We start from the raw sequence: 13,773 nt of genomic DNA on the forward strand, positions 1-13,773 counted from the left end.
TTTGGCCGCGGTCTTTTTTATGTGGAAGGAGGACAATTTATGAAACGTCAACAGCAACATCTATTGCGCCAACAAGTATGGCGCAAGCTACAAACCATCTCGGTGAAGGATATCGCCTGGATCATCGCGGGTTCATTCATTCTCTCGTTCGGGGTCAACTACTTCACAGTACCGAACGATTTCTCGGAAGGTGGCCTGCTCGGGGTCACGATCATCCTGTACTATGTGTTCGGCTGGGACCTCGGGCTCACGTCGATCATCGGGAACGGGATTCTCTTTATCGTCGGTTATAAGCTGCTTGACCGCCGGACAATGGTCTATTCGGTCATCGCCGTCGTCGCGACGTCATTCTTCCTCAGTCTGACGCACGACTGGGGCAGCCCTGCTGAGGATAAACTGCTCGCGGCCGTCTATGCTGGGATCATGATCGGGGTCGGGATCGGCATGGTGCTCCGTGTCGGCGGCACGACCGGTGGGGGTGTCATCATCGCCCGGCTCATGGAGCGTTATCTCCACTTGAGCGTCGCCGTCTCGATGTTCATTATCGATGCGCTCGTCGTCGCGACATCTGGTTTCTTCTTAGGGGAACAGGTCGTCCTCTATACGCTTATCGCCATCATCATCGGCTCGTGGGTCATCGACCTCGTCGCGGAAGGACTCAACATCCGCAAGGCCGTCACGATCATCAGCGACAAGCAAGAAGAGCTCGCCGTCGTCTTGACGGAGACGCTCGGGCGCTCGGCGACGATTATCCATGGACATGGCTACTATACGAAGCAGGATAAGAACATGTTATATATGATCGTCGACAAACGTCAGATCGCGCCGCTCAAAAAGATCGTACAAGTGACGGACGACCGTGCCTTCGTCGTCATCCACCAGGTGAAGGAAGTCATCGGAGAAGGGTTCAGCTACCCGTCCCGATAATTTGAATGCTGGTGTTTTGACGATAACTTCTATATAATAAAAGGCGTGTAAATAGAAGGAGGAACTGACTACTATGCAAACGATCGCTACAATCAGCCTACTTGTCGTGGCTGTCTTATTGATTGTCGTCGTACTGCTCATGTCAGGTCGGTCGCAAGGTCTTGGAGCGATTGCAGGTGGCGCGGAGCAGTTGTTCGGACGCCAGAAAGCGCGCGGCTTCGATGCTGTTTTGAACCGAACTGCAGCTGTACTAGGCACTTTGTTTTTCATTTTAGGATTACTAGTCGCATCATTATGATGATAAGGCTGATCGTTCTCGATTTTCACGTGAGGCGGTCAGCTTTTGTTTTTTCGATTTATTTTTTGGGAATAATGTAGATACGAGGAGATGACAGATAAAATGAAAGTGACTGCACCAAAACCGTTCTTCTTCGAGGGCGGAAAACGTGCCGTGTTGATGTTACATGGCTTCACTGGATCGAGCGCGGATGTCCGCATGCTCGGTCGCTTCCTTCAAAAAGAAGGATACACATGTATGGGACCGATCTATCGTGGTCATGCCGTCCCACCGGAAGAATTACTCCAATATGGACCAGAAGACTGGTGGGAAGACGTCTTGAACGCCTACCAGACACTCGTCGACAAAGGTCATGAGGAGATCGTCGTCTGCGGACTATCGCTAGGTGGCGTGATGTCGCTCCGTCTCGCCGAGGAGAAAGACGTCAAGGCGGTCATCCCGATGTGCGCGCCGACTGGAATCGATGCCGAGGACCGCTTGTACAAAGGAGTCCAGGCATATGCCCGAGAATATAAGGGTAGAGAAGAAAAGTCGCCGGAACAGATCGAGCAGGAGATGGCAGAGTTCAAACCGATGCCAACGCTAAAAGACCTCCGTGCCTTCGTCCGCGACACGGCGTCGAAGCTCGAGGACATCTTCGTCCCGACACTCGTCGTCCAAGGCGCCAAAGACAACATGATCGACCCGGAATCGGCGAATCAAATTTACGAGGCGGTCAACACGTTCCAAAAAGAGTTGCTCATCTATGAGAACTCGGGACATGTGATCACGCTCGACAAAGAAAAAGAGAAACTGCACCAGGACGTGCTCGATTTTCTCGAAACGTTAGACTGGTCAGTCTAAGAAGGAGGTGTCACGTTGAATTTACGTGACCAATTACTAGAGATCTTACAGGCGAGCGAAAAACCGCTCTCTGTCGATCAACTGACCGAGCGACTACAGCTCGCGTCGACGGATGACTTCAAAGAACTCATCCGCACATTGAATGCCCTCGAGGAAGAGGGTGCCATCGGCCGGACGCGGACGAACCGTTACGGGACGCTCGCCTCGCTCGGCCAAGTCGCGGGGATCATCTCGATCCACCAGCGCGGATTCGGCTTCTTGTCGGTCGAAGGGGAAGCGGAAGACGTGTTCTTGCCGCCCGACCAACTGAAAGACGTCTACCATGGCGATACGATCCTCGTCAAAAAACGCGAGGACAACCGTGGCAAGACAGAAGGAATCTTATTGAAAGTATTGAAGCGCGGACTCTCCGAGTTCGTCGGGACGTATACGCTCCCGAGCGGTCGACTCGACCAGTTCGCCTTCATCGAGCCGGATGACAAGCGCATCAACTTCTGGCCGGTCGTCAACCCGGACAAGTCGCTCGGTGCCGTCGACGGACATAAAGTCGTCGTGCGCATCACGAAGTATCCGGACGGACGCTTCGCCGGTGCCTGTGACGTCGTCCGTATCATTGGGCATAAGAACGACCCAGGCGTCGACATCTTGTCGATCGTCTATAAGCACGGCATTCCGACGGAGTTCCCGGAGGACGTGATCGCGCAGGCGAACGCGGTGCCGGACGAGGCGGATGAGAAAGACTTCATCGGTCGCGTCGACCTTCGTGACGAGACGATCTTTACGATTGACGGCGAAGATGCGAAAGACTTGGACGATGCCGTCCACGTCAAAAAACTCGATAACGGCAACTACGAGCTCGGTGTCCATATCGCCGACGTCTCGCATTACGTGAAAGAGGGCTCGCCGCTCGACGTCGAGGCGCTCGAGCGCGGGACGAGTGTGTATCTTGTCGACCGTGTTATCCCGATGTTGCCGCACCGACTCTCGAACGGAATTTGTTCCCTCAACCCGCACGTCAACCGTTTGACGCTCAGCTGTGTCATGGAAATCTCTCCGCAAAACGGGAAGGTCGTCAGCCATGACTTGTTCCCGAGTGTCATCAAGACGACGGAACGGATGACGTATACGAACGTCCGTGAGATCATCGAGCGCGATGACGAAGAGACGTTGAAAAAGTATGGGCCGTTCATCGGTGAGTTCGACCTCATGGCCGAGCTCGCAGAAGTCCTTCGGAAACGACGCAACTCACGCGGTGCCATCAACTTCGATTTCGCCGAGGCGAAAGTCGTCGTCAACGAGGAAGGGAAGCCGGCGGATATCGTGCTTCGTCCACGTTCGGTCGCCGAGAAGTTGATTGAGGAGTTCATGCTCGCGGCCAACGAAACGGTCGCTGAACACTTCCACAAGATGGACGTGCCGTTCATCTATCGTGTCCACGACAATCCGAAACCGGACAAGCTCGACTTCTTCTTCGACTTCGTCGCAAACTTCGGCGTTCACATCGAACGCATCAAAGGACAGACAGTCGAACCGAAGACACTTCAAAAAATCTTGAAGGCGATCGACGGTGAACCGGAAGAGCCGGTCATCAGCACAATCATGCTTCGCTCGATGCAACAGGCGAAATATGATGACGTCTCGCTCGGTCACTTCGGACTCGCGACGGACTTTTATACGCACTTCACGTCACCGATCCGTCGTTACCCGGACTTGATTGTCCACCGTCTCATGCGCACATACGTCTTCAACAACGACTTGTCGGAGAAGACGATTGCGAAGTACGAGGACCGTCTCGGAGCGATCGCCGAACAGGCATCGAAACGGGAACGTCGTTCGGTCGACGCAGAGCGTGAGACCCAGGCGCTCAAGAAAGCCGAATACATGGAAGCCCATCTCGGTGAAGAGTTCGATGGTGTCGTCGCCGGCGTCACGAACTTCGGAATGTTCGTCGAGCTTCCGAATACAATCGAAGGTCTCGTTCGTCTTCAGTCGATGGATGACTACTACCACTTCGACGAATCACAGCTCATGCTGCTCGGGGAGCGCACGAAACGTCAGTTCCGGATTGGGGACGCCGTCCGTGTCAAAGTCGACGCCGTCAATCTAGACGAGCGGACAATCGACTTCACGGTCGTCGGCATGCCGAAACGGGAACAGTCAAGCCGTCGCCAACCGACGACGATCAAAGCAAAAGGCGGTCGTCCGAAGAAGGATGAGAAAGACCGTCGTGGCGGTCGCGGTCGAGACGACAAGAAGAAGCGCGGCAAACCAGGAAGACCTGGGAAGCCGGGCAAACCGGGTAAACCAGGTGAGAAACCGAAACGTGACGGGGAGAAGTCTTCCCAAGGCCGTTCGGCACTCGACTTGAAGAAGAAAGACAAGCACAAACGAAAAGGCGACGCCAAACGAGGTGCGAAGAAGCGTCGCTGACGGGGAAGGGCTCGTCCCTTCCTCCGTATCTTGTAGATAAAGGACTGAATGTGTATGGCCAAGAAGAAAGATTCGAACGCACTCGCCCAAAACCGCAAGGCGTCCTTCGATTACGCGATCGAGGATACGATTGAGGCGGGCATGGTGCTCACAGGGACGGAAATCAAGTCGGTCCGTCAATCGAAGATCAATATCGCGGATGCGTACGTCCGGTTCGACGGAGGCGAGGCGACGCTTCACAACTGTCATATCAGCCCGTTCGACCAGGGGAACCGCTTCAACCATGAGCCACTCCGCGTCCGAAAGCTATTGCTGCATAAGAAACAGATCAATCAGCTCATCGGGGCGTCAGGGCGTGACGGCTACACGATCATCCCGCTCAAAGTGTATATCAAGAACGGGTTCGCCAAGTGCCTGCTCGGCGTCGGAAAAGGGAAGAAGAAGTACGACAAACGTGAGGACTTGAAGAAGAAAGATGCGAAACGTGACGTCGACCGTGCGATGCGCGATCGGCAAAAATACTGACAACGAATCCTGATTGTGGTATATTAAATATAGTACCAATTACCACCCCGGGGACGTTATGGATTCGACGGGGGTAGGTCGGTCGTATGTGGCGTGTCGAGGGGTCGGCCTCGTTAAAACGCAAACGCCTATAACTGGCAAAACTAACACACAACTCGCAGCAGCCTAAGTGCCCTGCGGATCCTGACATCCATCGCTTGTGTGGATGACTTTCAGGGTCACAAACTAAGCAAGCTACGCTTCAACCTCGCCGTCTGAGGGCGCGAAGAAGAGATGAAACAGACTGGATGCGACAACGCCTGTTTATCGGCAGTGTCACATCGAGATTCAATAGATAAACTACACACGTAGAAGCATGCGTTACGATGCCTTCGGACGCGGGTTCGACTCCCGCCGTCTCCATTTATGAAATGGCTGGAAACGTAGCTATATCAAGGTTTTACGACATTAGGGGTATTGAACGGGAGTTAAACTCTTGTTGAATATCCCTTTTTGCATCCCTACATATTTATTCAACTTTGTTCTTAAATCTTCTAATTCAAATGATGAGTTGGAGGACGTTTTTATGTTCAAGAGTAGAAAGCACGGCGGATTTTCTGTAGTTTTTTTATTTTCGGTATTTCCATTAGCATTTCAATAGATTGTAATAAGGTATCATCTATTTTTAAAGAAGGATATCTTTTAAGAATACAAATGCCTGGTTGATCTGCATTTAAATTTTTGGCTACATCAGTGTTTGTGTTTATAAAATAGACATTTTTAAAAGTAGCATTATTAAAATCGATATTTTTTTGTTTACCCCGTAAAAGACTACATTTTTAAATTTACTTTTTTAAGGTTAGTGTTTATATAATCTACTCCAATTATTTTGCTGTTCCGAAAGTTACAAGACCTTATATTAGACGCATTATATATAGTGTTTTTAAAAAAGGAACCAACAAATATTAGATTATATATATTAGTTTTATATTCATGTTTGTTAGTTCTTCCATTAAGTTTTCGAGGTGAATTTGCTAAGGAGAATGGAACGTATTTACCTATTCTAATTTTTTAATTCTCTTCTGTTTTTTGAATTCTTTTTTCTTTGCTTATCTCTTCCCATATATCATTCCACCTATAATGAAATTTACCAATAGAATATCATTAGGTATATAAAGGTTTTTTGAATAAAATATAGGAAGACTAATCCTTCTTGTACGCTCAAGATAATAATGTAAACTAAACAAAAGGAGGGGCAAAATGGAAAGTTCTAAAAATACAGCAATACTTGATTTGTATATGTTAAATAGAATTGCATTATCATGTGGTCGGAATGAAGAGTTTACATCAGCGTATAATTTTATTTTACTAAGGGACTATTGTGTAGTCTTTGAAGAAATTATAAATGCATTTAAACCTCCTATTACTTTGAATGGTGATATAAAAAAGATTAGGCAAAATATAAAACTTTTTGGTAAAAGAGGAAGTTTGAGAAATGATGGTATATACCTAAAAATTAGGGGAATTCATGAAGAAAGTTTTGCCAAATATGAAAATAATATCGGACTATACTTAAAGGATAACAAAGTTATAGGGAGTACAATGTACAGTACATTTATCTTCTTAGGTTCAAATTTTGAAAATCCTTATTTAACACTATATGATGATGTTTTTAAAGAGAAGCTGAAATCATTTTTAATTGAAACTATACCTCAAGTAAGAATGAAACTCGAACCCTACATTTTAGGTACAGAGAATGATAGCTTTTATCATGCTATAACCAGAGTGAAGAGCGAAGAAAGCAGTATTAAGTGTTTTGATGTTAGGGTCGAGAAATTTTTTAGAGATGATAAAAGTTCTATCGCTTATCAGACTTTGCAATTTCGATTATTGATTTGTTTACAAGAGTTAAATTATATGATCTATATTTATCACCTCATGATAGAAAGGAAAGAAACACATTTTATTGATGAATATACTTTTACAAGAGTTTTGACTAGGGGTTTAGATTCAATAGTGAAAAATATAAATAATTTATGGGAGTACAGCAACAAAGAATTTCTAGGATGGATTGCAACTATGGATGATGACTTGGAAAGTAAAATTAAAAGTATAGCTAATAATAAAGAGTTGTTATCTTGGACTAAAAAATATAGAGACATGATTCATTATTCGGTGAGAAATGAGGAAAAAGAAAGTAATTTTCTCGATGTTATAAAGAATGATCCAAACTTTATAAATAAGTGTTATGAAATTTACGAGGATGTTGTCTTGCCTATCCATACGGCGGTTTCCAATTTTTTCATTGTAGATAAATCACATCAGTATTCGTTGTTAGAAATGATATCTATGAAGTTTCGGGGGAGATTCCATGATAAATAACGTTACAAAGATAAACGGAGAAAATTTAATGAAATCACATGTTGATGTAGGGTGTGGCAAAGCAATTTTTGATAATCCAAAAAATGCAACAAGGAGATATTTTTTAGAGAAAAGATGGGCGGAGGGAAATAGAAATTTAACCGTTATTATGACTAATCCGAGTTTAGCTAACTCTTTATCATCTGATGCTACAGTAGAGTTTCTAATAGAATATGCTAGGGAAAGTTCAATCAATTATGATGCACTTTTCGTTGTGAATATTATCCCTATCATAAATTCAAGTACTAAAAGGTTAAAAACTCATAGTAGAGAGGCTATATCTGAATCAGTAAAAGAAAAGATGAACCAAGAGTCAATAAAACACGCAATAAGTAATTCAAATACCATTATCCTAGGTTGGGGAGAATTTGGGCAAAGTTATTTTGAAGAACTGATTGAGGACGAAGAATTAAAAAATTTACTTATAACAAAGTCCTCAAGTTGTAAAGTTTTCGGGTTTGGCAAAGGTGAAAAGTTTCCTAAACACCCTAGACCTAACAATCCAGATAGGTATGTTTTTAAAGTTGGTTCTCCCTTATTCAATGCTTCTTCTCAATTGCGTTCATGGATATCTGAGTGATATCATATTAAAATTGTGCTATTATAAAGAGGGTCTTCGAACCGAGTTCGTATATATGTAATACTCCTGAAAATAAATAATCTTGATAAGATAACATTAGAGTCTTAGAAGCTTAAGTGCCGATACTTCTGGACGCGGGTTCGACTCCCGCCGTCTCCATTTTGAAACAGTCTGTAACGACTGCGATCAATGATTTTCATGAAGACCTTCTAATTTCATTGAGATTAGAAGGTCTTTGCTTTTGATTGAAGCCATCAAGAAAGGAAGGTGAAGAGCATGGGGAAATATCAATTAGATACGAGAAGCAAAGTAGCTGCGGCGAAATACCAAGACGGGAAAAAGCCGACTGTCTCGAACAAGAAGGAACGATTGAACAAGCTTCGTGAAGCGTATTTGCAGAAGCAACAAGAGAAGAAGTGATCTGACGAAGGATTATTGAGTGACTGCTCATTAATCCTTTTCTTATGGATAGTGGACACCGGTCATTAGGTTTTTGAATGAAATCAAGGGATTGAGCATTCCTTTATTGAATAGAAACTACGAGTTGTTTTTTGAAAATCGTCATGAAATTTACATATCAAAGGAGAATTCCTCATGTCTAAAAAATCGACGGAACTTATTGCGAATGGATTCAAAAAATATGGTCCGACAGTGGTCGAACTTGCATTAAAACATAACAAAGAAATCATTGGAGCTTTAGAGTCAATCAATTTAAAGAAACGATTTAATAAATCCGATGACCTCGATCAAAGTCTTAAAAAAGCTAAAAACATGCATCCACGAAAGCAACGGTATCAGTATTATTTAACCGAAGTGACGCCTACGCTAGACACTCGAAATCGAGATGAGTTGTTCCAATATAGACTAGAAGTGGAGCAATGCATTCAACAAATCAAAATGGAACAAGCACAAGACATCGTCATCAAAAAACAGATTCATGAGGGGCGAATCAAAGAGTGGGAGGCCATTTTATCTCACATCGTGAGCCAAATGAAAATCAAAGACTATATGGAATATTTAAGACTATTCAACAATCCAGAGTATCAGAGTGAATATTTCGCAGGCTTTAGAGGGGATGTAGAGAAATTTAAAAAACTGAATACGGTCGAACAGTATGATGCGCTCGTTCAGTATGTTCATGAAAAAACAATGATTGATATCGAACAAATCAAAAGAGAGTTTTCTGCTCCTGTATGAAGCACCGTGATCCACTTCCTATCTGTATTCGTTATAATCAATAGTGCAACGAATAGATGGAGGTGAAGCCATTGGGATGGGATTTAAGTGTCGCTGAGGCAAAAGATACGTATTTAACCGAATCTGACTTATGGCGCTTTACGCAACAATTTCTGATGAACGCTTCTCACACGACTACGTACAAACATGTATTGATGAAGGCGTTACTTGAATGTACAACAGAATTAAATGAATCAGGTGTCGTGTCATTCCATCAGATTGCTAAACATGTGACGAAAATCTATTGGAATCTCATTGTGACACATGGTTTAACACAGATGAATCAACTAGGAAAGCAGAGCGCTGTTGAAAAAGCGATGGTCTCCTTTCAGAAAGAAAATGACATCCCACGAGATTGGAACTTCGACCGCTTACCAGAACATCAACAAAGTCAATTGATTCGGAACGTGAATCAATTTTATAAAAAATACGTATATGGTTCTTTCTATCGCTCATTTAACGAAACGATTTACTCTTTTAATCGAAAAGAAGAGTGGATTCAGCTCGTTCCGGTGTATGTTGTATTTTTTGAAAAATACAAACGCATTCTAATGAACGTGACAAACTATCAGTTAGCCGTCTTCTTAGAGAAGTACAATTCACAAGATGCGATGAAACGGATCTTGAGTAAGCTGGAGTTTGTGTCTGTGCGTCAATCGCTTGAAGAGTTTAAACAAATTTTATTAAGCCACGGTCATTCAACGTGTTTTTATTGCTTAAAGCCGGTAAAACAGATTCACGTTGATCATTTCATTCCTTGGTCTTATATGCAAAACGATGTCTTATGGAACTTTGTTCTTGCATGTCCGACGTGCAATACAAGCAAGAATAATCGATTAGCGAAGATTGATTATCTTTATACTTTGGTAGAACGAAATCATGAACTGCGTACGTCAGAACATTTGTCTAGATACAAAGAGTCAAAACTCATTCATTTGTATCATTACGCTGTTCAAAATGGATTTGAAAATAGTTGGGCACCGAAGACGTGAAAAAGTCGAACCTTATCAATTAGGTTCGACTTTTGTTTAGTATTCATTATAGTCAGACACTAGAAAATCTAAAGTGAATGAACGAAGAAGATAATGTATTTATGTCTGGACGCGTATTAAAAAGAAATAAGGTAGCGAATTGATAAAAAGGATTTGTGATTGTGAAAATTTGAAAAAGACATACGATAGAGGCCGATATGGGAGCGAATCCGATATGCTATTCGGTCTGTCAATACAAGATAGAGATGGATGTCTTCACGATTTCTGACGCACTGAAGAGTGATTTCCATGAATGGGTTAGTCGATCCGGAGAATAGATTGACGTGAACGTCCTTACAAGATGGAAAATCAAGGAGGAACAACATAATAGTGAACGCGACTTTTTTCGAAAAGTTTGCAAGTTGGGTTTGGTAAAGCTTATGAAATTAAATTCACTCCTATAGCATACGTTAACTTTACAAAAATCTGAGCTTCATTAAAAATGTTTATTCCAAAAATTGTATGTTACACTAAAGGAAAACGATTAGGGGTAAACAGATGACCATTCATTTTGACAAGATGACGGAACAAGAAATCGCGAATTATGTGACTTGGTTGATTGACGATTATGCAAAAGATGTGGCACGAAACTATCAACTTCCGATGGTATTGGCGCAAGAGGAATCGACACAATTGATTCAAGACCTCTTCCCAGATAATCGCCCCGGGGAAGGGCAGACCGTTGTTCATGTGATGAGCGAAGACACTCGTGTTGGGATTTTGTGGTATGCGTTTCAAGCTGAATCGAAACGTGTTTTCATTTATCATATTTTGATTGAAGAGACGTACCGTGGACAAGGATACGCGACAGCAGTGTTTGAGAAACTTGAGAAAGTCGTCTCAGAAGAACTTGGTGCAACATCCATTGGATTAAGTGTATTCGGTACGAACCCAGACGCACAGCGATTGTATAGACGACTCGGATTCCAAGAAGCGTCCATCGCCATGAACAAACAGTTATGAGAGGACTCTATATTTAACGTTATTTGAGTGGCGGCCTAGATTTATCGTTTTAACAATAATCCCACCTTCCAATTGGATAGTGGGATTTATTCAATCCAACACTCGGTTGACCCAGCGTTTGAAAAAAGGTTGTTCCGATTGTGTCACACTATGATTATCAAGCTCGACTTCTTCTATTGCCTCATTCGGAGATCTCAATTGAATCGTCATCTCGTCACCAAGCCCAGTCGTTACACCGTTTTGGAATGTAAGATGTCTCGTCACATATGCATTCGCATATAAGAAACCGCCTTTTTCCTCCACTTGCACATCCTGAATCGTATATTGGAACTGCTCGACCCAATCCCGCTGACCGAGGACGAGTCGAACGAGATCATCTTCGTGCGATAGTTTCGTTCGCTCGATATCTTCGAGCGGGGTATGTGCTTCAATTGCTACTCGTTGCGCGTCTAAGATGTCTTTGAAGTGATGTGTCGCAGCTTCTGTCGTCCATGCATCGGATCCTGTCTTTGACTCTGTCGCATAGTGGAAAAGTATAAACCCAATCAAGGCGAATAACGCCATGGCACTTACTCGTTTGAACCGTTTCATCGTCGTGTTCCCTCCACATAAATTGAAGTCTGTTGGTTACCAATCTTATAACGGGTGATATCGATTTATTCCACTGCTGGTCTATCGACCCGTGATTTGATCAAACCAACTTGCGACCAAGTCCGCGCTGCCATCTTGGAACATAAATATGGATACTCCGATCATCACAAGCCCGACTAAGATCAATCCACCTTGTTTCGCGCTACTTGCAATCCCTCTCACGACGAGGATCATTCCCAATCCAAGCAAAAGAAAATACCAGAATCCCATGAATATTCCTCCTTTTTCTAATTATTCTCATTTTATTACGTATCGAACGGGCAGGCTCTACATACTTAGACTGATTTATTTTTTCGAAAAGACGGGTACATTACCTCTATGTGAAAATGAAGGGGAGTGAGCTTTATGCGGAAAACGATTGTCATTGCGGGGGCGAGCGGCTATATCGGCTCGAATGTGATGGAACAGCTGAAAGAAGAGTACGATATCATCGCGTTGTCGCGATCGACGAAGAATAAAGAAGATGAAGCCCATATCACATGGCGTGCCTGTGACTTATTTTCATATGAGGCAACCAGAGAAGCATGTGAGGGAGCGGACTACGCCATGTTCCTGGTCCATTCGATGATTCCGGACGGCGGCTTGACGCAAGCGACATTCGAGGATATGGATGCACTTATTGCCGATAACTTTGCCCGCGCGACGAAGGCGAACGACATCGAGCAGATCGTCTATTTGAGCGGCATCATTCCAAAACATGAGAAGACGTTGTCACGTCACTTGAAGAGCCGACTCGAGGTCGAACGTATCCTCGGCGGACAAGGCGTACCGGTAACGACGATTCGGGCGGGGCTCATTATCGGTCCGGAAGGCTCATCGTTCCCGATTTTAGCGAAACTTGTCAAACGGTTGCCGTCGATGACCTTGCCACGCTGGACGAAGACGGAGACGCATCCGATCGACATCCGTGAAGCCGTTCAGGCCCTCATCTCGGTCGTCGGTGCCGAATCGCTTTATGACCGTCATATCGACATCGGGGGTCCCGAGGTGATGACCTATCGGAAGATGATCGAACAGACGGCCGAAGTCATGGACAAGCGTCGCGTTCTGCTCGACTTCCCATTCCCGACAATCAAACTGTCGCGCCTATGGGTCATGGCCGTCACGGGTGAACCGAAGGCAACCGTCTATCCGCTCGTTGAGAGCATGGGGCACGCGATGGTGGCAGAAGATACCGTCGAAGGCATCGGACAAGGTGAAATTCCATTCAAACAGGCTGTCGAACATGCGCTTGAAGAAGAGGAGAAACAGTCCTCGGGCGGCAAGAAGAAAAAGCAACCGAAGTCGTATACCGTCCGCTCGATTCAGCGGTTCGGTCTGCCGGAAGAGAAGTCGGCAATTTGGATGGCGGATACGTACTTTGAATGGCTCGGTCGTTTTATGTATCCGCTCATTCAGACGACAAAAGAAGACGATGATTGGGAGATTGCGCTTCTCGATCCGTCATTCGTCGCACTTCATCTATCACTTGAACGAGAAGCGACGGATGATATGGCATCCTTTGCGATTGACGGAGGCAAGTTCGTCAAATTGAGTGAAGAGAATAAGACGGGACGTCTCGAATTTAGACGATTACCGGAGTCGGATGAAGGACTCGTCGCCATCCATGAGTTCGTCCCAGCACTTCCGTGGTGGTTCTATACGAAGACTCAGGCGAAAGCCCATCTCGTCGTCATGTGGCTGTTCGGCCGTCACGTGAAGTTGTTGGCGAAAGACGCGGAAGACGGTGATCAAGTCGTAGAGGCTCCGACGAATTGAAGGGAGACGCATCGAAAGGTGCGTCTTTTTCTTTTGTACATTCTGTTAACGTTTTTCTCAACCCGTTTACAAGCCCTCTTTCCAGGCGTACACTAAACTCGTTTTTGAACTGATTGGAAAGAAGGAATGTA

The 13,773-nt window shown here is 44.8% G+C and carries 14 protein-coding genes and 1 other RNA gene; 13 read left to right on the forward strand and 2 right to left on the reverse strand.

The genetic code is table 11. From position 1 onward, the window contains the following. The first annotated feature begins 39 nt into the window (after window positions 1-39). From AC5LIL_RS04455 to AC5LIL_RS04510, 12 genes are all read left to right on the forward strand, one after another. The gene (locus AC5LIL_RS04455; RefSeq protein ID WP_499825035.1) at window positions 40-927 is read left to right on the forward strand and encodes a YitT family protein; all 888 of its coding nucleotides are present in this window, start codon (window positions 40-42) and stop codon (window positions 925-927) included. Between the two features lie 73 nt (window positions 928-1,000). Next, the gene (secG, locus tag AC5LIL_RS04460) at window positions 1,001-1,225 is read left to right on the forward strand and encodes a preprotein translocase subunit SecG (protein WP_012726902.1); all 225 of its coding nucleotides are present in this window, start codon (window positions 1,001-1,003) and stop codon (window positions 1,223-1,225) included. A gap of 102 nt (window positions 1,226-1,327) precedes the next feature. Next, on the forward strand, window positions 1,328-2,068 hold the full coding sequence (locus AC5LIL_RS04465; protein WP_074033592.1) for an alpha/beta hydrolase: 741 nt from the start codon (window positions 1,328-1,330) through the stop codon (window positions 2,066-2,068). Between the two features lie 15 nt (window positions 2,069-2,083). Continuing rightward, on the forward strand, window positions 2,084-4,498 hold the full coding sequence (gene rnr, locus AC5LIL_RS04470; RefSeq protein WP_499825036.1) for a ribonuclease R: 2,415 nt from the start codon (window positions 2,084-2,086) through the stop codon (window positions 4,496-4,498). A gap of 54 nt (window positions 4,499-4,552) precedes the next feature. Further along, a complete protein-coding gene (smpB, locus tag AC5LIL_RS04475) occupies window positions 4,553-5,023 on the forward strand; it encodes an SsrA-binding protein SmpB (protein ID WP_214693541.1) in 471 nt (156 codons plus the stop codon). Between the two features lie 49 nt (window positions 5,024-5,072). Further along, window positions 5,073-5,428: a transfer-messenger RNA gene (gene ssrA, locus AC5LIL_RS04480) on the forward strand. A gap of 834 nt (window positions 5,429-6,262) precedes the next feature. After that, on the forward strand, window positions 6,263-7,384 hold the full coding sequence (locus AC5LIL_RS04485; RefSeq protein ID WP_499825038.1) for a hypothetical protein: 1,122 nt from the start codon (window positions 6,263-6,265) through the stop codon (window positions 7,382-7,384). Continuing rightward, entirely contained in the window at window positions 7,374-8,003 is a 630-nt protein-coding gene (locus AC5LIL_RS04490; protein ID WP_499825039.1) for a DUF1643 domain-containing protein, read from the forward strand. The genes AC5LIL_RS04485 and AC5LIL_RS04490 overlap by 11 nt, the downstream gene beginning before the upstream one ends. A 276-nt stretch (window positions 8,004-8,279) precedes the next feature. Continuing rightward, window positions 8,280-8,423, forward strand: coding sequence for an alcohol dehydrogenase (locus AC5LIL_RS04495; protein ID WP_214746089.1), 144 nt, complete (start codon window positions 8,280-8,282; stop codon window positions 8,421-8,423). Window positions 8,424-8,597: 174 nt separating this feature from the next. Continuing rightward, window positions 8,598-9,200, forward strand: a complete 603-nt coding sequence (locus AC5LIL_RS04500) for a hypothetical protein (protein ID WP_499825041.1) — start codon at window positions 8,598-8,600, stop codon at window positions 9,198-9,200. Between the two features lie 71 nt (window positions 9,201-9,271). Continuing rightward, complete coding sequence (locus AC5LIL_RS04505; protein ID WP_499825042.1) at window positions 9,272-10,231, forward strand: HNH endonuclease; 960 nt, start codon at window positions 9,272-9,274, stop codon at window positions 10,229-10,231. Window positions 10,232-10,768: 537 nt separating this feature from the next. Beyond that, on the forward strand, window positions 10,769-11,233 hold the full coding sequence (locus tag AC5LIL_RS04510; protein ID WP_499825043.1) for a GNAT family N-acetyltransferase: 465 nt from the start codon (window positions 10,769-10,771) through the stop codon (window positions 11,231-11,233). Between the two features lie 90 nt (window positions 11,234-11,323). Here AC5LIL_RS04510 and AC5LIL_RS04515 read toward each other — a convergent pair whose 3' ends face one another. Together AC5LIL_RS04515 and AC5LIL_RS04520 are read right to left on the reverse strand one after the other, a co-directional pair. Continuing rightward, entirely contained in the window at window positions 11,324-11,824 is a 501-nt protein-coding gene (locus tag AC5LIL_RS04515) for a hypothetical protein (protein ID WP_499825046.1), read from the reverse strand. Window positions 11,825-11,905: 81 nt separating this feature from the next. After that, window positions 11,906-12,094, reverse strand: a complete 189-nt coding sequence (locus AC5LIL_RS04520; RefSeq protein WP_214760082.1) for a hypothetical protein — start codon at window positions 12,092-12,094, stop codon at window positions 11,906-11,908. Window positions 12,095-12,229: 135 nt separating this feature from the next. Here AC5LIL_RS04520 and AC5LIL_RS04525 point away from each other — a divergent pair, with 135 nt between their 5' ends. Then, a complete protein-coding gene (locus tag AC5LIL_RS04525) occupies window positions 12,230-13,642 on the forward strand; it encodes an NAD-dependent epimerase/dehydratase family protein (protein WP_499825048.1) in 1,413 nt (470 codons plus the stop codon). Window positions 13,643-13,773: the final 131 nt, after the last annotated feature.

This window comes from Exiguobacterium sp. RM11 (assembly GCF_059821525.1).

What these genes read in the sequence shown, in the direction of transcription:
- AC5LIL_RS04455 (WP_499825035.1), top strand. Translation starts at nt 40, where the DNA reads ATGAAACGTCAACAGCAACATCTATTGCGCCAACAAGTATGGCGCAAG.
- secG (WP_012726902.1), top strand. Translation starts at nt 1,001, where the DNA reads ATGCAAACGATCGCTACAATCAGCCTACTTGTCGTGGCTGTCTTATTG.
- AC5LIL_RS04465 (WP_074033592.1), top strand. Translation starts at nt 1,328, where the DNA reads ATGAAAGTGACTGCACCAAAACCGTTCTTCTTCGAGGGCGGAAAACGT.
- smpB (WP_214693541.1), top strand. Translation starts at nt 4,553, where the DNA reads ATGGCCAAGAAGAAAGATTCGAACGCACTCGCCCAAAACCGCAAGGCG.
- AC5LIL_RS04485 (WP_499825038.1), top strand. Translation starts at nt 6,263, where the DNA reads ATGGAAAGTTCTAAAAATACAGCAATACTTGATTTGTATATGTTAAAT.
- AC5LIL_RS04490 (WP_499825039.1), top strand. Translation starts at nt 7,374, where the DNA reads ATGATAAATAACGTTACAAAGATAAACGGAGAAAATTTAATGAAATCA.
- AC5LIL_RS04495 (WP_214746089.1), top strand. Translation starts at nt 8,280, where the DNA reads ATGGGGAAATATCAATTAGATACGAGAAGCAAAGTAGCTGCGGCGAAA.
- AC5LIL_RS04500 (WP_499825041.1), top strand. Translation starts at nt 8,598, where the DNA reads ATGTCTAAAAAATCGACGGAACTTATTGCGAATGGATTCAAAAAATAT.
- AC5LIL_RS04510 (WP_499825043.1), top strand. Translation starts at nt 10,769, where the DNA reads ATGACCATTCATTTTGACAAGATGACGGAACAAGAAATCGCGAATTAT.
- AC5LIL_RS04515 (WP_499825046.1), bottom strand. Translation starts at nt 11,824, where the DNA reads ATGAAACGGTTCAAACGAGTAAGTGCCATGGCGTTATTCGCCTTGATT.
- AC5LIL_RS04520 (WP_214760082.1), bottom strand. Translation starts at nt 12,094, where the DNA reads ATGGGATTCTGGTATTTTCTTTTGCTTGGATTGGGAATGATCCTCGTC.
- AC5LIL_RS04525 (WP_499825048.1), top strand. Translation starts at nt 12,230, where the DNA reads ATGCGGAAAACGATTGTCATTGCGGGGGCGAGCGGCTATATCGGCTCG.